This window comes from Mesorhizobium sp. M0514 (genome assembly GCF_040321145.1).
Lineage (GTDB): Bacteria > Pseudomonadota > Alphaproteobacteria > Rhizobiales > Rhizobiaceae > Mesorhizobium.
On sequence record NZ_JAMYQZ010000067.1, the window covers coordinates 15,652 to 34,134 of the forward strand.

Consider the following 18,483-nt stretch of genomic DNA (forward strand, 5'->3'; position numbering starts at 1 on the left):
AAGAACCTCTTGGATAAACGGCGCCGGAGACATATGGTCCGGGGGGAGGGAAACTCTGACGTTAGATTCCCCTATCGTCTTTTCGACAACGACAGCTGATTGATACCTTCCAAGAGAGGAAAGTTTGCGCCGAAAAGCGTTGTTTGTTGAAATTCTGACTGCGGAATCCGGTGCGATTTGAAATGAGATTACTGATGCTGCCGATATCGACGGAAAAGCACTCACGAAAAAATTAGACCTTATGTACTCCTTTGAAGAAGTGTCTCGGGGCCCCATTGAAATCCAACTGCCATGTCGCCGTACGGGCGGCTCGGTGTTGGCCCGGCCTTCAGATGCCCGTTCTTCTGCTCCAGCATCGCCGCTATCAGGTCCGGCATCGCCCACGCCATTGCCGATCTGCGCGCGACCCTCCACCCCGCAGGCCAGCCCGATATCCAGTTCTCAGGCGCTGATCCACGCAGATTGCTCTATGTCGTTCTTGCGGATCATCGGACCCGCTCGGGCCGAGCGAGGTCATGGCGCCGCCCGCAGCCCGGATAGATGTCCAGAGTGCGCCCTGTGAGACAGCGGTAACGCTGGCGATAGTCGCCGGTCGGATCAGGCGTGAGCGGCGTGGGCGCCCCCATAAGAAGACGGCACTGGGCGAGCTTGGTGACGCGGTGGCCGTTGGCGAGTAGGCCGTAATGGCGGGTGCGTGGGAATCCGTCTGGAAGAGCGTGCAGCAGGAAGCGCCGGGATGAACCTCGTCGGCGGTTAAGGTCTGTGCTTGGACTTGTCGTGGTGGCGATAGTCCTTCCAGCGGAAGCTGACCTTTCCCTGGTCCAGGCTCAAGGTCGTCTACGCCAAGCCCCCGTTCGGCGGTCCCGAACAGGTCCTCGCCTATCTGGGCCGCTACACCCATCGCGCCGCCATCGCCAACAGCGCCATGTGTCTCCGATCGTCGGCGCGTGGCGCATCCAATGCTTGATCTTGGCGAAGGTCTGCTCGATCGGGTTGAGATCGGGCGAGTACGGCGGCAGGAACCAGAGTCTTGCGCCGGCGGCTCTGATAGCAAGACGGATGGCCGCGGATTTATGGCTGCCCAAATTGTCCATGATCACGATGTCGTCTGGCCGCAGGGTCGGGAGCAGTTGCTGACGAACATAGGCGTGGAAGCGAAAGCATATCCAGCGTTGGGCACACATTTTGCGCATTCGTCTGGCTTGATGTGCCTACGAGCGTGCCGAGATGGCGAAGGACTCTAAAGCATCAGCCAAGAAACATCGAACTTCTGCTATTCGGCAGAGGCCAAATCGGTTTCTTACTGGGCTTGGCTTCGGGCTTGATTGGTAGGTAATGTTCGTCAGCCGGTGCCCAGGGGTGGCGCAAGCGTTAGTCACCGCTATCTGAGGTGTCGAAAACCATGAAGTACTTTTTCATCATTTCCTCTTTCTTCCACAGACCAGTGAATCCGGATGCCATGAAGAAGGTATCGCCTTTCGCGAAGGTCTTTTCGCGCCAGTCTTCTTATAAAATCGTAACCGAACCCTCGATTACATGCAGAAACTCGTCTTTCTGGTAGTTTTCGATCTTTTCAGTGTGCGCTGTTGTTTCGCAAAGTCCGACACGGACTTGGCCGGGCCTCAGCCGATCACCTACATAGAAACGGTGCTGCGGTCTTTTGGTTCGCCAGCGACTACTCCGTTATGGAAAACAGTCTCCCATGGAGTCATGCCATTGGCAGGATCCCGTCGGGCGTCAGACGTATAACGCGAGTTGCTTCCGACATACGTGATTGTTCTCCATCGGTTCGTACCTACTATTCAGCCCGTTAGTGCAGCCGAGAAACTGCGAAACTCGCCAATCTACGGCAGTATCCGGCCACGGTCCGCACCTAAGGGCGACGAGCCCTGGCCAAGGATATTGACCAACAGGCTCGAATTCGGTTGGAAAAACATCGCCAACCGCTTTTCCGATTGCGCCTTTCCGCCGCCAGTCGGACGCGTGCCTCATTTGGGGTGATCCCGAAGAAGGATTTGTAGGACTTACTGAACCAGGACGCCGTCGAATAGCCGCAGGCAAAGGCGATCTGGGAGATCGGAAATCGCGTGTTCGACAGCAGCGACTGAGCCTTTTGCAGGCGTATAGCGGTATAGAATTTCCCAGGGGAGACGCCAAATTCCGCTTCGAACTGTCGATACAACTGGCGTGGCGACATGTTGGAGCGCAGCGATATTGTCCAGAGGTAGCGGTTTGGCCGTGCAGCGGCGCATGGTTTCGACTGCCGTGGACAGTTTCTTGTCCGGGGCGACCAAAGACGCATCTGCATCGTTTAGTAAAAAGCACTGGCGTACCCTCTCTGGGAGATCTCATCGCCCTGGTGCTGGGCCAGAAATCTTAGCAAGTCCAGTACGGCCATCCCGCCGCTGCACGTGAAGATGCGCCCGCTTTGCTCAACGCCGGAGCAGTCGACCTTGGGGAATAGTTCCCGCGCGCTGGGTCGTGGCCGAAGTGATCTTCGTCTATCCCGGCATGGGCAATATCTGGTCGACCACGTCACCAAGCGCGGCGTGCCTGTCGTGCAGGCCGCCGGCCTGATCTTCGCCGCCGTCTACATCAGCCTCAACATCATTGCGAACATAGGGGCTATCGTCGCCAATCCGCGCCTCAGACATCCCAAGTGAGGACGGAGAGTGCTTGACATCACACGCATCCCCGTTCCCGCGCTGATCGGCTTGATCCTGACCACGTTGTTCCTGCTGGCGGCCATCTTTGCGCCATGGATCGCACCGCACGGCCTCGGCGAGAGCGTCGGCAATGTCTGGGAACCGTCGTCCCGTCAGTTCCTGCTCCGCACCGACAACCTTGGCCTGGATCTCCTCTCGCGGATGATCTACGGCGCCCGCACGACAAATTTTCATCGCCGTGTTCGCTACCACCTTGTCCTTCTCCCTAGGTTCGATCCTCGGATTCACCGCCGCAGTACTTGGCGGCTGGTTCGACACGCTCATGTCGCGCTTCGTCGACCTAATGATGGCGATCCCGACGCTGATATTCGCCCTCGTCGTGCTTTCCGTTCTGCCCTCGACGGTGCTCACTCTGATCCTGGTCATGGGGATTCTTGATTCGACACGCGTTTATCGCCTCAGCCGAGCTGTCGCACTCAAGGGAGGGTGCGGCTAATTGCCCAGGCCGTGAAGATCACGAATCCCGAAACGCTGCTCGACATCCGCAATCTGCGCATAGAGGCCCACATGTCTCCACCCGGCGAAGCGCTGCGCGACATCGTGCTGGTTGACGATGTCTCGCTAGCGCTGAAGCGCGGCAGGGTACTTGGCCTGATCGGAGAATCGGGCGCCGGCAAGTCGACCATTGATCTCTCCTCGTTGGGTTATGGCCGCGGCCGCGTTCGCGTCACCGGCGGCCAGGTCATCATCAACGGCCGCGACATCCTGAAGGGCGGCAAGAAGGACATCCGCCGGCTGCGCGGCAAGGAAGTCTGCTACGTCGCGCAATCGGCCGCGGCCGCTTTCAACCCGGCCCACCGTCTAATGGACCAGGTGGTTGAGGCCTCGATGCTGCACGGCGATGTCAAGCGGGCCGATGTTGAGAAGCGCGCGGTCGCGCTGTTCAAGAAGCTCAGCCTGCCGGATCCGGAAAAGGTCGGTAACCGCTTTCCGCACCAGGTCTCCGGCGGTCAGCTCCAGCGGGTGATGACAGCAATGGCGCTCTGTTCGGAGCCGGACCTGATCGTGTTCGACGAGCCGACCACCGCGCTCGATGTGACGAGGCAGATCGACGTGCTTGCCGCGATCAAGGACGCCATTCGAGATACCGGGGTGTCAGCTCTCTACATCACGCACGATCTCGCTGTCGTTGCCCAGGTCTCGGACGAGATCATTGTGCTGCGCCACGGCAAGCTGGTGGAGTGGGGCGGTACGCGCCAGATCATCGAGGAACCGAGGCAGGAATACACCAAGGCGCTCGTCTCGGTCCACGAAATCACACACGAAGAGCAAAAGCCGAGCGCGATACCCTTCCTGTCGGTGAAGAACGTCACCGCGGCCTATGGGGGCGGCAAGGTCAAAGTGCTAAAGAACGTCTGTGTCGACATTCATCCGGGTCAGACTCTGGCCGTCGTGGGCGAGTCCGGTTTGGGTAAGTCGACGCTGGCGTGGGCTATCACAGGACTAATGCCGCCCGAACAGGGCTCGGTCACCTTCGACGGACGCAAGCTCGCCAACAGGCTAGCTGACCGACCGAAGGAGGATCTCCGGCAGCTGCAGATGATCTATCAGGTGGCCGATGTGGCGATGAATGCGCGCCACCGGTCGGCAGGATCATCGGCCGGCCACTCGAATTGTATTTCGGCCTGAAGGGCCGACAGCGTGACGCCCGTGTGGTCGAATTACTTGATGAGATCGAGATGGGTAAGAGTTTCGTCGATCGCTATCCGGCCGAGCTGTCCGTCATGGTATACGGTGCGGCCAGTCCCTCTGCATCAACTCTATGAGTTTTACGACCGTGGGGTTGAGCCTGCCATGCTGGCGCAGCTAGGGCAGCCGCTGGCACTCGTCGCCCGCGCGAATACGACCTGCTACGGCCAGCTCCCCCACATTCACCGCGACGGGCTCGCCACAATGATGTTTCACAAGATCGACCATCATATCGAAAGCTGCCGTGCCGCCGGCGCAGCTCCAGATATTGTTGTCGACCTCATAGACGGTCGCCGCCGCCTCAACGCGTGCGAAAGGCTGGCAGCGCCTCCCAATGAACGGCGCACCTCCGGTCGTTGAGCAAGCCAGCCTTGGCCAAAGCGGCAACCCCGGTTCCAAAACCGCCTGTCCCGATCCTGCGTTGCCGGCATTCACGCAACCATGCGCCCAACACTTCGGTTTCTCGGCCTTCCTCAGCTCATCGGCGCAGACCAGAGCCAGTGCGGGTCATTCAGGCTGCAGCAAATGTCTGCGTTCTTGGGCCAGGTCGGCGTCAGCCGCCACTACAATGCCGCAGCTAGCACGCACCGCTTCACCCGAGTGAGACACGGTGCGCCAGCGGAAGGCTTCCCGCTTCGCCGCTCGATTGGCAAGACGGAAGACGTCCAGGACCGACGAAGGCGAGAAGTTCGAAGCCGGGCGCCAAATACGGCGCAACCATGACCGGCTCGGCAGAAGGAGCGGACGCCCACGCGTCCTTGGACCAGTGGTGAACCATATCGGACTGTCCGCCTTGTTCTCTTAGCGCCGCAGGATAACCCGCGCCTCATGTGAGCGCCGAGGGAAAATAGCAAAAGGAGGAATGCGTCGGGATGACAGTAGATTTGCGACACGCCCCCGGTTCATCCAAACGCCCGAGGCTGGGGCTTGCTCAGGCCCCTGCCCCGCTCTCCGTAGGATTCCTGCTGCTCCACCGGTTTACCTTGGGGCGTTTGCCAATTTCGTGGATGTACTGCGCCTGGTTGCCGACGACGGGGGATCGCAGCCGCCCCATCCACTGCCAGTGGCGGATCATCTCGCCTGACATGTCACCAATCCTGTCCAGCTGCGGCGTTGCCATCTCTCCCCATGAGCGGATCGGAGATCTGAGCCGTTTTGACTACCTGGTGGTCGTTGGCGGGTCCTCGGAAAGGAATACCTCCTGGTAGCCACGCGGTTCGAGACCATCTGCGGCACGCCGCCGAAGCGGGTGTACCACTCGTAGGGATGTGCACCGGTTCATTTATCTTGCGACTGGAAGCTGTTTCTCGACAGCCCGGATGGCCAGAACGCGGCTTTCTATGGTCCGCAACTCTTTGGGGGCATGTGGGGACCCGGCATTGGCATCGGCATCAGGAACGACGTTGGCGACCTGGTGGAGGGATTCGACAAGGCGATTGTCGGCGCGGTCAATGCCGGCACGTTGAAGAAGCTCAGCCCGCAATGGTTCGGCTTCGACCTCTCTCCACCCCCGGCTCACTGAGTGACATCGGGTAAGTTCTTCAAATTGCGGCATGGCGAAGCAACGGGATTGGCCATGCGGTCGCCCCAGCTCGCCCTTTCCGAAAAGAAGCTCGCAGAACATGACATCGCCCTTCACCGCCGCAATGACCGGCCAATCCTTGATTCACCATGATGTCCCTGCGTCGCCCGACAGCGGCTTTCATGGCATTGTGCAGATGTTGAAAACTGCTGACGTCGTCTTCACCAACTTGGAGACGACCGTAAGGGGACGTCGCCCTTGTTGGCCGATAAAGGGACCGTTTTTCGGCTGCTCCGATCCGTTTGTCCTCGACGTTCTGAAGGATACGGGCTTCAGCACTCTCTCCTTGGCGAACAACCACGCATTTGACTTAGGTCCAGGTGGGGTCCTGTCCACTCTTGAGGATGTGGAGGCGCGCGGGTTTCTCGACGGCACAAGCGTGACCGTGCCGCCGCGATGACATCTCGTTCGAAGAAGATGCGCGCGCGCGGGGTGCGAAGACGGTGGCGTTGGCGGCCATGGACGCCGGGCCCGAACCGGCGACAATGTATGCCGACGACGCAGCTTCGGACAGACCCGCTCGACCGGGCGTTAACAGGGTAGAGGTGCGCCGGCTTTTCGGGGTTGACCCTGAAAAGTTCGAAATGCTGGCCGCCATACAGTCGACATTCAAGAGCGGCGAGTTAGAGAGGGCAACCAATCAGACGATCCGCCCGTCCTGCGCGACCCTCGCGACGTCGTCGACTTCTATGGGACGGTGTTCCGACGGTCGGCCCAGAACCGGCGGCACATTCTCATTGACCATTTACCAAACCAGTGCGTCCAGTCAGCTTGCCGCGATACCGATGCATTCCACCTCGTGCGCATGCAGGCTGTAGATGTGCGGGCGCGCTGGCGCTGACGCTGCTCGAAAACGGTGGAGGCCTGGTAGAGCGGCCACTTGAAGATCGCGTCCAGCTCCGCGTCCCTGGCGATCTGACGGGAGATGTCGCGGACGGTGCGCCCCAGATACGTCCTGAACCTGCGCAGGGCCTTGTTGGCCCGCTTGAATTGCTTGGCGTGGGCGTAGCGCTGGTGCTAGATCAGCGCCAGCTTGCCGACCCGCACATAGGTCTGGCGCAGGTCGAGCCGCGTCTTCTTCGCCAGCCGCACCAGCCGCTCGCGGGCGCGATGGATGAGCTTGGCGTCGGTCGGGAACATCACGTTCTTCGGCTGCACGGTCGTGTCCACGATCACTTGGCGCTGTCGGTCGGCTTCATCGCCCCGGTCTTGACCGCAATGCTGGGGCTTTCCTGCAAAAGCGCGACGATCCGCTCCTCGCCCATGCGGCTGCGCCAGCGCGTCATCGACGAGCGGTCGAAGGGCAGGTCGTGGCGGAAGAACTCCTCGCCGCACAGATACTGGAAGTAGGGGTTTTCCACCCAGCGCTCGCACAGCACCTCGTCCGACAGGTTGAAGGTGTGCTTAAGGATCGCCAGCCCCGCCATCAGCCGGGTCGGCAGCCGCGGCATGCCGGGACCGTCCGAATAGACCGCACCGAAGCGCGCCTCCAGCACCGGCCAGTCGTTCGCCTGCGCCAGGCGCACCAGCTCGTGCTTCATGTTGATGATCTGATCGAGCCTGGAGCGGAAAAGATCCTGCTCTCCCGTCTCGCGCTTCTCGCGTGGCCTGCCCATCGCCTGGCTCCGATTCACTGCGATGAAAGCAGTGAATCACGCTTCGCCAAGCGGCGAAATCGCAAACTGGAATTGCAAGAAAACTATCCAAAAACTGGCCGCTACCTGCAATTCGGAAGCCTGAAAAGTAGACTATTCAACTATTCCTATGCGATATCAACGGCTTCCGTATTCTTCACGGCCGACGAGTCATTTTGAGTGAGGCGAGGGAGACGCAGTGACGTTTGAGTGTTTGAACAGCGCCAATCCGGATGCCGGCGTGCCAGCCGGCGCCTAATTCGGCGAAGCTATTCATCCATCTCAACTCGGATGCCCTCCCGACCGCAAGCGAATGGCCTCCTAAACGGGCCGACGACGGTGCGGTTGGTCCGCGAAACTAAGCAGACCCCGTAGTAGCGATCGGCTAGTAAGCCGGCGCTGGGTAGCGGCGATGCTCGGTGAGATTGGCATTGAACAGCGGGTACGAATTTGTGCACTGGAGCACTCCGGCACCGCGATTTCACCCAAAGTGAGTCAGAGCCACAATTGCACGCAGAAACACACCTTGCGCTGGTCGCGGGATCGCCTGGCGGGACGCTGTCAGGCAACCCCGTATCGATATTATCCCGAAAAATGATGAGGAGAAATATTTCAAAAATTTAACCCATATTGGCCAAAGCCTAACATGCAGAAAAATTGGCTATCATAAATTCACCCAAAATTACATTTCGTGTTGGGTTGAGGTGATACACCCTTAGCAACGCCGATCGACGGCGGCGCGCAGGGCCGCAGCTCTACAGCCGGTAGCTTTGTGCGACCAGCCACGACATCCGACACAATGCTGCGAGGAGAGCTATGGAGCTTGCGCGGAAGATTGCTTTCCCACAACTGCGAGGGCCGACAACCAAGGCGTCCGGCCAGTTTTCTATGGTCCCGCTGATACATTTTTCAGACGCAGCCATTGAGGCGTTTACTGTCGAGTTCTCTCGATTTCTTGACCAGACTGATGGCGTCACTCAACCCGAGCAGTTGCTCGAGCTGTCATCTGCCTTTGCGCTGAAATTCGCTTGCCCCTGGATCGCCTATGGCTCTCGTACACCCGATAGAAGTTTTTTGAAGTCGGTCCGGCGCGAATGGGCGATCATCCTGAAGTATCCTGACGAATGGCGGCAGCGCTATTTCAAAATGGGCTATGGCAGGATAGACCCCATAATCAAGGCGAGTGTAAAGCGGGCACACGCCTTTCGATGGAGCGAGATGTACAAGGACGCAAGTACGACGGAGGACGAACGACGCATTTTGGACGAGGCTGCGATGTTCGGCTTAAGGTCGGGCATCAGCGTCCCATTGCGTGGCCCCAATGACAGCTTTGCGATCATGAGCTTTGCTCAACCCTGTAACCGCGAATGCCCAAATAGGACAATCAGCTACTTGCAATTTGCCGCGGTTCATTTCCAGCTGAGGGCCGCGAAGTTCGAGAATCAGAGTGGCGTCGGGGAAGTTCCTAAACTTTCTCTCCGGGAGAGGGAGTGCATTCTGTGGGTGACGAGAGGGAAATCCTCTTGGGAAACAGGAAAGATCCTGGGGATTTCTGTAAATACTGTAAATTTCCATATAAAGAATGTTATGCGCAAGTTGAATGCCGCCAACAGAACGGCTGCCGCTATAAAGGCAGTAAGTTTAGGAATTATCGACTTGTAGATGGCTTTTGTTCTCATGTCGCGGAGGTTGTATCAAGCCGGTATGAAGCCGTCGACTAAGCGAGGTGCCGGGTCGGCCAAACTTTGCCGACATCCAATTAGAAACATAAATGAGTTAGACAGAGAAGGATGACGAACTATGAGTTGCGTCCCACGCGCGGTGTCAATTCGGGCAGTCGAGGTTCAAGCAGCAACAAGCGGTCGAGGCCCGCCATCGCGAGCGCCATCTCGCCTGCCTGTTCCTTAAGGGCCGACAGGGTGTCGGAAGGGCTCTGCCTAACGGCGCGACGGGATGGGGCATCGTCGATTGCAGACTACAGCCCGAACGCGCCGGCTGCTTTGCGGGCGATCGCCGCTTGTCCGATATCGGGGTATCCGGAACGATCATCGCCTTCGAACTTATCGTCGCTTATGCCGGCCTACCCCCGCCGAAATCGGTCTGAAGCGCCTCACGCGTTCCATGACCGGCTCGGCGCCCGATGTGGCGATGGCCGCGAGCGCTCCCGCGGAACTGATTGAATTGCGATATATGGGTGCAACCTGCACCAAAGTGGAGGAATCGTAGCGCACCGCGACAACCATCCATGTCCGGGACATCGTCACGCAACTGTACCGTTCGCAATCCTCTATGGTGAAAAGATAAACGACGGAACACGAAATAGGCGACGGCCATACGGGTCACAGCAAAAGCAATGTTTCAAACCACACTGCTGATTCCAGCACGCGTTTCAAAGCCCGATGCATTTTGGCACACACCGCCTCGTCGAAGCGGATACATTCGAAATGGGATGACCAATTTAGAGATCGCCTGAGGCTGTATTCAGTTGAGCTTGGCCGATTCAAGAGGTTTGCCTGGCGGGCTCGACGTGCTGGTCGACAGTGCCGGCATCGCCATCGCGAGTAACATCGAGGAAGCGCTCCTACACTGCCAGCGCAGGCATTCTGGAGCGCCTACAGAAGCTCTCGAAGCTTTTTGGGTACACACGAATTCATATTGAGAACGCTGTTGGACTAATCGACTGCTGCCCAACTGACTTAACGCGCGGCGTAGGGCCATCCGCATCACCCTAACCTCTGGAACTAGTCGCCATCTCGGAGTCGTCGGCCACGCCATCGGACCTGGCACCCCGTACCTAAGAGAGCACCAATTCAATCGATCGACCGCAACAGGCTTTAGATGCTCCCCGAAATATCCGTACCACCCCATTGTCCCAGAACCCCTGAGCTACGGAGGCACAATGGCAACACGAAAAAGGAAACAATGTCGCTGGCATGCTCTACCTCGAGAGCCGCCGTGTCCGATCCGAATGAACACGGCTGGTTGCGCAGTGCGTCGTCGCCTGCGGAACAACGCATCACTTTCGAGAGCGACCGCTTCCTCTCCGCAAATGCGCGAGCTTTTGCCGACTGTCGACGAGTTGCCCGGGGCGGGGCGGGGCGCGCCTTGCGGCACGCGGCGAACGGAATGCCGATCAGCCCCCCCCACGCGTCCGTACAGCGGATGTGCAAAATGGTTGCGACTCCTCCAAGGGTGCCAGGAGACGTAGGAGCTACGGACATTGCAGCCAATAGTGGTTGACGCACGATGAACATGGGGCGAACGGGCCGAGGCTTGCATGCCAACTTCTCTATGGCGCGCCGAAGGGCGGAAAATGTGGTGGCCCACGTCTCATCGGTAGCGGACAACTCCGAAAATGATCAAAGGCGATTGCAAACCTGAAAGAAAGCCAAGTGCGTCCAAAAAATCTCATAGGTATTCTCGGTGGAATGGGACCCGCGGCAACGGTGGATTTTATGTCAAAAATCGTATCTGCAACGCCGGCCGCAATAGACCAGGATCATATTCCACTTATCGTGTATGACATTCCGCAAATACCAGATCGGTCATCGGCCATTGAGAATGGTCGAGACGATCCCTTTCTGCCGATGCTTTCAGGCGTTCGCTTTCTTGACGCGGCCGGTGTCGAATTCATAGCTATTCCGTGCAATACGGCCCACTATTGGCACGATCAATTGGACCGGGGGTGTCGGGCAACGATACTTCATATCTCCCAGCCGGTTCTTCACGAGCTTCGAGCGATGCCGACCAGGCCGCGCTCGATCGCAATCATGGCGACACGAGGGACAATCTCCGCAGACATCTACGGCACCGAATTGCTCAAGGTGGTCGATCGCGTAGTCATTCCAGACGAGAAGACGCAACGGCTCATCGACCACTCAATTACATCTATCAAAAGGGGCGCGATAGCACCTGCTCGCGAGGCAGCGGGCGACGCGGCGAGGCTGCTGGTCCAGCAGGGAGCGGAGTGCTTGCTTTTGGCGTGCACCGAACTTCCTGTCGCTTTTTCAGGGATCGAGGTCGGGACAACGACGCTCGATGCGACCGATGCGCTGGCCCGAGCTTGTGTTAAGGCGTCTCTGGGCGGGTACCAAATCGCGACGGCCGGGTAAAGATGGATATTCAATGGCAATCATTCCCGAGGTCGGCAATTTCGCCCGCGCTGCGAATGTAAGCATGGCTCGGCCTGGCATTCATTGACGGCAGCTGTTCCCACTCGGTTGACGATTCAGACCGCACATGTCCTGCGTCAGTTGGCTGGTATCCTCGAACTGAACTGACCGGCGAGCCAACCATACGCCGCAATCAGGTTCGTCCGGCGCTTCCACGCCAGTTCGCCACCGGCCGGCTGCCTGAGTTGAGGCTCGACTGGGCCACACTTTGGGACATTGCGATGCCGCGGGGGCGGAGGCCGTCTACCGCATCAGGTCAGGCCATAAGCGGATAGGCTGTGGACCGTATGTCCCCCTTCAGCCCACGTGGGGTCATCAACATGCCTCCGGTTTGATCGGAGGCATTTGTGTTTTGGATGTTGTCGTGGAGTTGCGAAGACACGGTGCTTGTCGCGTGTGCAGGGGAACTCTATCAAGGCCGATCTGCCGGGACTTAGGGGATCTCCCGCAAGGTGGTGCGCAAGGTTGTGAGCGACACGGAGTTCCGCTACGAGCGCCAACATCAACCTTATCCGCGGATGGGCACCTGGCGGGAAGAGTTGCACCGGCTGCTGTCGGCGATCGCGGCGAAGCCACAGCGGGAGCGGTTGACACTTGTCGTGTTGCCTCACGTAATTTTGTTACAATTCACCTATTCTATAAGATGCGGCTTTCTAATGAAACTGTACGAATGAGATGCCATCAATAATATCAGGTCAATAACCGTCATACCCTCGTGGAGAAGCATTTTGGTGAAAATGCTATCCTGTGACAGTCCAGGGATGCAGTTGCACTCCAAAAAATATATCTCAGACGCACTAGTAACTTTAAAATCAAACCGGCCTATACTGTGAATGCCAACAGCAGACGCGATCAGTCTGGTTGCTGATTTAAGTCTATCTGAAACGACGTCGTCTCTGTCTACTATCGTTTTATTCGACAGTTTACTGTCTTCTTTTTCAGCATGGCCAAAGAAGTCCCTCTCGGTTTCAATCCTTACAACCGGCAAAATTGTCGTTCGTGATGATGTCACTATACAACCGCAGGAATAATCGTCTCCCGGAATAAACTTTTGGATTAGAGCAGTGCTATCGTACTTCAATATTCTGTCAACTATATTACACAACTCAGATCCAACACCAGAAGGGCTCTCAAAAACCTCAGTTAATAGTGATGAGCCAAGTGAATTCGGCTTAACAACAATTGGTCCTTCAACTGAATTTGCAATTTGTATTACTTTATCAGAATACGATTGTTTTACTAGCTTTGTCTTTGGGGATTTCACAGTTCCGGTAGGAAATAGCGACGAGACGAATGACGACATTGCGTACTTATTCATCACTAAGGATGCAACCTGCGGATCGCCAAACGTGCCCTTTAAGCCAAAAAGCGCTGCAAGTGTCTGAACTCCGCCGTCTTCCCCAAACTGGCCGGGTAACAGGTTTACAATATATTCGTTGCACGATCTAATCCCATCAAAACTGTCTGGTAGCGTACGTCCAGGACGGCTGGTGTCCGAAATATAGGTCTGGATTTCAGAAATTGTGAAAGTGCTATGAAATGGAAATGTGCGAACAAGGCCATCATCTCGGCTGAGGTGATACAAATGTTTTACAGAGAATGGTCGTTCGGTAGGAGCGAGAGCCAAGTAGGAGGAGATGATGTGTGTTAAGGATGAGATGGACCCATCATACTCACTCGATATCCCGCCGAATATGAATGAGACTTGAAAGGACATGTTTCTCTCCTTTATTTCCTGACAGGGATCAGAATTACCTCGATGGTGTCTTTTCGGGAACGACCAAATCTGGTAGCTTGACCCAGGTACTGATGCCACAATCTCGGACGGCCGAACGGAGGGCAAGGCACTCCAGCATCGCATTTCGGAAAGACCTCTAAGTCCAAGTCAACGTGCTCTGACCCCTGAAAAACTGAACCGTGTTGGACCGCGCGTGGCGGTCATGGCAACGCGTATTCACGACCTGCGCCACACCTTCATTTGCCGCCGTATCCAGCTCTGGCACGAGCATGGCGTCGACAACGCCATGGCGGCGCTCTCGACCTATGTCGGCCACGACAAGATCTCCGACACCTATTGGTATTTAACCGGCCCGAGACACAGAGCGATGACGGCGCGATCGACGCCCGCCTGCCGGAGGTCCATGGCCATCGTGTGCCTCAGACGATGAACAGTGACGCGCATTCCATTCAGCGACGGGCACATGGCAAAAGCGGTCTGGCGGTGTGAAGCTGTGAAGCGGCCAGCACATGGGCTTCGAGCCGCTTGAACAGCGGCATCAGCGCCGCGGCGCCGGCGCCGACCTGGTCGGCGAGCGTCGACAGGCTGAGCGGCACGCCTTCGCGGGCATAGCGTTCAGCCGAGGGGCTGATGCTGGCCGAACTTCTCGAACAGGATCATCGCCAGCAGGCCGGGACCGGCCCAGCCGCGCGGGGTGGCGTGGAACGGCGCCGGAGCCTGGCTGATCGCCTCGCAGTCGCGGCAGGTGAACTTCTCCCGCACGTGTTGGATCACCTTCCATTGTCGCGGCACCACCTCCAGCGTCTCGGTGATATCCTCACCCAGCCTGCGCAGCCGATGACCGCCGCAGCAGTGGCAAGCGGTCGGCGCCGGGTCGACCACGCGTTCGCGGCAGGTGCTCGGGAAATGGCTGGCGCGCCGGTCGTTTGCGCACATAAGGCGCCACCTCGGTGGTCCGCGCCGCGGCGCTTCCGTCGCGGTGCTCTCAAGTTCCTCGAAGCTCCATCTGGTCGCGCAGGCGGGCGGAACGTTCAGAGCTCTGACCATGCAGCGCCCGCTGCAGCTTCCGGATCGACCAGCCTTCAGGTGGCTTGTTGCTCGTCAATGAATTTTCTCACCCTCAACTTGCGGTGCATGTCAACATGCGTCCGCGCTCTCGCACGTCCGCGCATTTGACCTGCATATCCAGAAATATCCCTTTTGCTGCGGAAAGCTGCTCCACGATTGACCCTTTGCGGGGCCGCCACCGATCTTCAGAGCGTCCAACTCGCTTCGACATTCAGCGACGCTGCTATCCAGAGGCAAGCGCCTAGCGATCTCGCCAACTTTTCTGTGCGCTCTCTAAAAGGAACGCCCTCCCGACGCCATCCGTTCCGCGGCGACCGTCTCATCGATGAACTATCCTTCAGATTTTCCCGCATCGACAGCAGGTTGAAAGACATGAACTTCACGATTAGCGACGTAAGGGTCAGGGCGCGCTTTAGCGCTTCTTCTGCAACGCTCAGTGAAGAGCAGCCGTAGTTGCTTACCTCGATCGAGTTGCTGAAAGGCGCCTTGCAGGTGGCCGTTGGGCATCATCGCTGCGCTCGGCATAGACTTCCACCTTTAGCCTGACGTTGCCCCCAGTTTCTATCCATTTTTGAGTTCGTTTCCGGCGTGGATTGTGCCCTGCTGGGCGGGTGAAGCGACGGGCGCTGGCGCGGAGCCTTTGGCATAGCGCAGCGCAAGCGACCGTCGCAGATTGAAGGTGGTGGCGAACTCGGCCGGTGTCTGCCAGGCGATTTGGGAATGCGGCCGCGCGGTGTTGTAGTCGGCGCGCCACAGGGCGATGGCGACGCGTGCCTGAGCCAGCGAAGTAAACAGCGTCTCGTTGAGCAGTTCATCGCGCAGTCGGCCGTTGAAGCTCTCGATGAAGCCATTATCCGGCATGATGTTCTTGGTGCCATCGTTTGTTCGGTACGTCAGGTTCGTTAAGCTTGGCGCATCCGGGCCACGGGGCACCGGGAGCACGCAAGTGCGGGCAGGCCGTCGTATGCAGATGAACTGCGAGTTCGAGCACATTATCTGGCCGCCCCTACGACTCGCCCGGATGCGCTGCGAGCGCGGATCCGTATTGTCGTGTTGCCCGCTCGCTCCCTGTTCGTGACCAACGATGGAGGGAACCGTGCGTATTATCGGCATGGACATACACCGCGTAGCCGCCGAGGTCGTGTCGTTGCTTGATGGCAAGATCGTCAAGCTCGGCCGCGTTCAAATGCTGCGCAATAAGCTCGAGGAGTTCGCCAGGAAGGAAGTCACCCACGATGATCATGTGGTGGTCGAGGCCACGGGCAATGCTGCTGCCGTCGCTGAAGTGCTGTCGCCCTACGTCGATCGGATCGTGATCGCCAATCCCAAGCAGGTGCACATGATCGCGCACGCGAAGGTGAAGACTGACAGGATCGACGCCACTGTCCTTGCGAAGCTCTACGCCTCGGGCTTTCTGCCGGAGGTCTGGGTTCCGATCCGGGGACCCTTGCCCTCCGAAGACAGGTCACCAGGCGGACACAGCTGGTTCGCCAGCGTTCGCGGCTGAAGAACCTGATCCAGTCAATCCTCCACGCCCACCTGATCCCGCCGTGTCCGCATGGGAACCTCGTCGGGATCAGCGGGCGCAAATGGCTGACGAGGCAAATATTGCCTGCGGATGAGCGCGCCGCCATCGAGCGCCACCTCGGCTTGATTAACCAGATCAACGAGGCGTTGACGGTGGTCGAGGCGGATATCGCCGTACATGCCTTCAGGATCCGACAATCCGCCGCCTGATGACGTTGCCCGGCTTCGACGTCACCGTGGCAGCGAGCGTTGCCGCGGCAATCGGCGACATACGGCGCTTCAGCGATCCACAGAAGCTCGTTGCCTATCTTGGCCTCAATCCGACCGTGCGGCAGTCCGATGAGGGGCCAGCCTATCACGGGCGCATCACGAAGCAGGGCCGCGGCCATGCGCGGGGGATGCTGGTCGAGGCGGCATGGGCGGCTGTGCGATCGCCAGGACCTCTTCGCGCCTTCCACAAGCGGATCGCCTCGCGCCGCGGGAAGCACATCTCGGCCGTCGCCACTGCGCGCAAGCTTGCAATGATCATCTGGCACATGCTGAGCAAGGATACCGACTACATCTGGGCCCGGCCGGCCTTGATCGCCCGCAAGTTCAGATCGGTCGAGCTGTGTGCCGGCCTTCCGACCAGCCATGCCAGACGCGGCACCGCCTTCGACTACAACATCCCGGCCAAGCGCGCCGAAGAACGATCCCGCGTCGAGAAGGCGGAAGCTGCCTATGCAGCAGCGACGTCCCGATGGCGAACGAGGCCGGAAAGGTAGAAGGCTGTGGAAAAAGCCGCCGAATGAGAAGAACGGGCTATTCTACAACATCCGTCTGCATCGGCTTGCCGGGCGCAATGTAATGCCATTCGACGCGGTTCTGATCCGCCCAGCAGAGGATGGCGTTCGAGGTGAACTCGCTGCCATTGTCGCTGACGATCATTCTCGGCCGGCCGCGCTCGGTGATGAGCCTGTCCAATTCTCGGGCAACCCGCATGCCCGAGAGAGACGTATCAACGATGAGTGCCAAGCACTCTCTCGTGCAGTCGTCGAAGACGGCCAGGATGCGGAAGCGGCGCCCGTCTGTGAGCTGGTCCGATACGAAGTCGAGCGACCAGCGCTCGTCGGGCCTCAGCGGCACCACCATCGGCGCCCTGGTCCGATCGCCCGTTTGCGGCCGCCACGGCGGCGAACGGCGAGCTTCTCCTCCCGATAGAGCCGGAACAGCTTCTTGTGGTTCACGACCAGGCCCTCCCGCCTCAGCATCACGAGAAGACGCCGGTAGCCGAACCGGCGACACTCCTGCGCGATCGCCTTCATCCGCTCGCGAAGCTCGCGGTCGTCCGGCCTGCTGGTCTCGTAGCGAACCGTCATGCGGCAACAGCCGATGGCTTTACACGCCCGCCGTTCGCTCATCCCGAAGCCTTCCTTCAGGCGAGCGACAGCTTTCCGCTTGGCCGCGGGGGTCACCATTTCTTTCCCACAAGATCCTTCAACGCGGCATTGTCGAGCATGGCGTCGGCCAGAAGCCGCTTCAGCCGCGTGTTCTCGTCCTCCAGAGCCTTCAGTCGCCGAGCCTCGGAGACATCCATCCCGCCGAAGCGGGCCTTCCAGTTGTAAATCGAGGCGTCGCTGACCCCGTCCTTGCGGCACAGATCGGCAACCGATACCCCGGCCTCATGCTCCTTCAAAATTCCGATGATCTGATCTTCAGCGAAGCGGCTACGTTTCATGTCCTGGTCCTCTCGATGGGCCAGAACGAACTTCAAACCGGATTAGATCAGAGGGGCAAGGTCGAGCCCTACCTAGATGCTTGCCTAGGCGGTCGAGCCTCTCGATGGGCGTTGGTCCAGAGGTGAGCGGATTTTCCCAGCATGTTCTTTCCAGCAATGCGTGATCGAGGTGAAGTCAGCTATGCAGGAGTCCTTCTAAGGGGCGTGTTTGATTTGATGGTTAGCTGCGTCCTCCGATGTTCCAGAAAATGTCGGTCATTAGTTCCAGCGCCTCATTCGTCATCGAGAACAAAGCAACCGGCATACCAGGGTGCTATAGGCTTCCAATGCCTATCGCAGCGAAAACTGCATCTCCCGGGATGAACGACCGGAATGCGGTCGTCTGCGACCTACCAAGCATACTATTCCATGAACGATCCGCTCAATATTCATGTTCATCAAAATGGCGCGAAGATGAGCTCTGATCTTGTCACCGCGCCTCAATGGAGCAGCGATATGCCGCCCGTCGGAACGAGCTGCGGCACATCTGAAGATTCATTCCTGACCTCATCATAGTTTGGCGGCTCGGACCCGACTTCCTTGCAACGACCGAAATGCTCAGCCCTTTGGCCAGCTGAGCTGGCGCAGCTA

The 18,483-nt window shown here is 58.5% G+C and carries 9 protein-coding genes and 12 pseudogenes; 12 read left to right on the top strand and 9 right to left on the bottom strand.

All coding sequences use genetic code 11. The features are described from left to right. Window positions 1-320: 320 nt before the first annotated feature. Together NKI61_RS32955 and NKI61_RS32960 are read right to left on the bottom strand one after the other, a co-directional pair. A pseudogene (locus tag NKI61_RS32955) lies at window positions 321-507 on the bottom strand (hypothetical protein); the annotation flags it as partial. A 142-nt stretch (window positions 508-649) separates the two neighbouring features. Next, window positions 650-810: pseudogene (locus NKI61_RS32960) on the bottom strand (transposase); the annotation flags it as partial. Window positions 811-832: 22 nt separating this feature from the next. Between NKI61_RS32960 and NKI61_RS23675 the strand changes: the two are divergent. Beyond that, window positions 833-928 (top strand): annotated as a pseudogene (locus NKI61_RS23675) (transposase); the annotation flags it as partial. A 16-nt stretch (window positions 929-944) separates the two neighbouring features. Here the strand turns inward: NKI61_RS23675 and NKI61_RS23680 are convergent. Continuing rightward, window positions 945-1,154, bottom strand: a pseudogene (locus NKI61_RS23680) (transposase); the annotation flags it as partial. A 719-nt stretch (window positions 1,155-1,873) separates the two neighbouring features. Continuing rightward, on the bottom strand, window positions 1,874-2,308 hold the full coding sequence (locus NKI61_RS23685; RefSeq protein WP_352841108.1) for a helix-turn-helix domain-containing protein: 435 nt from the start codon (window positions 2,306-2,308) through the stop codon (window positions 1,874-1,876). Window positions 2,309-2,478: 170 nt separating this feature from the next. Here NKI61_RS23685 and NKI61_RS23690 point away from each other — a divergent pair. From NKI61_RS23690 to NKI61_RS23715, 6 genes and pseudogenes are all read left to right on the top strand, one after another. Continuing rightward, window positions 2,479-2,663 (top strand): annotated as a pseudogene (locus tag NKI61_RS23690) (ABC transporter permease); the annotation flags it as partial. A 9-nt stretch (window positions 2,664-2,672) separates the two neighbouring features. Further along, window positions 2,673-3,144 (top strand): annotated as a pseudogene (locus NKI61_RS23695) (ABC transporter permease); the annotation flags it as partial. Between the two features lie 89 nt (window positions 3,145-3,233). Next, window positions 3,234-4,447, top strand: a pseudogene (locus NKI61_RS23700) (ABC transporter ATP-binding protein); the annotation flags it as partial. Window positions 4,448-4,520: 73 nt separating this feature from the next. After that, complete coding sequence (locus NKI61_RS23705) at window positions 4,521-4,775, top strand: hypothetical protein (protein ID WP_352841111.1); 255 nt, start codon at window positions 4,521-4,523, stop codon at window positions 4,773-4,775. A 1,003-nt stretch (window positions 4,776-5,778) separates the two neighbouring features. After that, complete coding sequence (locus NKI61_RS23710) at window positions 5,779-5,937, top strand: hypothetical protein (protein WP_352841113.1); 159 nt, start codon at window positions 5,779-5,781, stop codon at window positions 5,935-5,937. A gap of 100 nt (window positions 5,938-6,037) precedes the next feature. Further along, complete coding sequence (locus NKI61_RS23715; RefSeq protein ID WP_352841116.1) at window positions 6,038-6,397, top strand: CapA family protein; 360 nt, start codon at window positions 6,038-6,040, stop codon at window positions 6,395-6,397. Window positions 6,398-6,778: 381 nt separating this feature from the next. Here NKI61_RS23715 and NKI61_RS23720 read toward each other — a convergent pair. Then, window positions 6,779-7,613 (bottom strand): annotated as a pseudogene (locus tag NKI61_RS23720) (IS5 family transposase); the annotation flags it as partial. A gap of 834 nt (window positions 7,614-8,447) precedes the next feature. Here NKI61_RS23720 and NKI61_RS23725 point away from each other — a divergent pair. Together NKI61_RS23725 and cuyB are read left to right on the top strand one after the other, a co-directional pair. Further along, a complete protein-coding gene (locus NKI61_RS23725; protein WP_352841117.1) occupies window positions 8,448-9,293 on the top strand; it encodes an autoinducer binding domain-containing protein in 846 nt (281 codons plus the stop codon). Between the two features lie 1,730 nt (window positions 9,294-11,023). Next, window positions 11,024-11,743: a cysteate racemase gene (gene cuyB, locus NKI61_RS23730; RefSeq protein WP_352841118.1), complete on the top strand. Its 720-nt coding sequence runs from the start codon at window positions 11,024-11,026 to the stop codon at window positions 11,741-11,743. A gap of 691 nt (window positions 11,744-12,434) precedes the next feature. On the opposite strand, the gene NKI61_RS23735 is transcribed toward cuyB, so the two are convergent. Then, window positions 12,435-13,520 (bottom strand): D-alanine--D-alanine ligase family protein, encoded by a 1,086-nt coding sequence (locus NKI61_RS23735; protein WP_352841120.1) that lies wholly within the window; start codon window positions 13,518-13,520, stop codon window positions 12,435-12,437. 223 nt (window positions 13,521-13,743) lie between these two features. Between NKI61_RS23735 and NKI61_RS32965 the strand changes: the two genes are divergently transcribed. Next, a complete protein-coding gene (locus NKI61_RS32965) occupies window positions 13,744-13,971 on the top strand; it encodes a hypothetical protein (protein ID WP_502899914.1) in 228 nt (75 codons plus the stop codon). 55 nt (window positions 13,972-14,026) lie between these two features. Here NKI61_RS32965 and NKI61_RS23745 read toward each other — a convergent pair. Together NKI61_RS23745 and NKI61_RS23750 are read right to left on the bottom strand one after the other, a co-directional pair. Further along, window positions 14,027-14,613 (bottom strand): annotated as a pseudogene (locus tag NKI61_RS23745) (IS66 family transposase); the annotation flags it as partial. 557 nt (window positions 14,614-15,170) lie between these two features. Beyond that, window positions 15,171-15,461 (bottom strand): annotated as a pseudogene (locus NKI61_RS23750) (integrase core domain-containing protein); the annotation flags it as partial. Between the two features lie 244 nt (window positions 15,462-15,705). Here NKI61_RS23750 and NKI61_RS23755 point away from each other — a divergent pair. Further along, a pseudogene (locus NKI61_RS23755) lies at window positions 15,706-16,900 on the top strand (IS110 family RNA-guided transposase). Window positions 16,901-16,940: 40 nt separating this feature from the next. Here the strand turns inward: NKI61_RS23755 and NKI61_RS23760 are convergent. After that, window positions 16,941-17,853 (bottom strand): annotated as a pseudogene (locus NKI61_RS23760) (IS3 family transposase); the annotation flags it as partial. A 408-nt stretch (window positions 17,854-18,261) separates the two neighbouring features. On the opposite strand from NKI61_RS23760, the gene NKI61_RS23765 reads away from it, so the two are divergent. After that, window positions 18,262-18,408 carry a hypothetical protein gene (locus NKI61_RS23765; RefSeq protein WP_352841123.1) on the top strand — a complete coding sequence of 49 codons (147 nt, stop codon included), beginning with the start codon at window positions 18,262-18,264 and terminating at the stop codon, window positions 18,406-18,408. Window positions 18,409-18,483 lie beyond the last annotated feature (75 nt).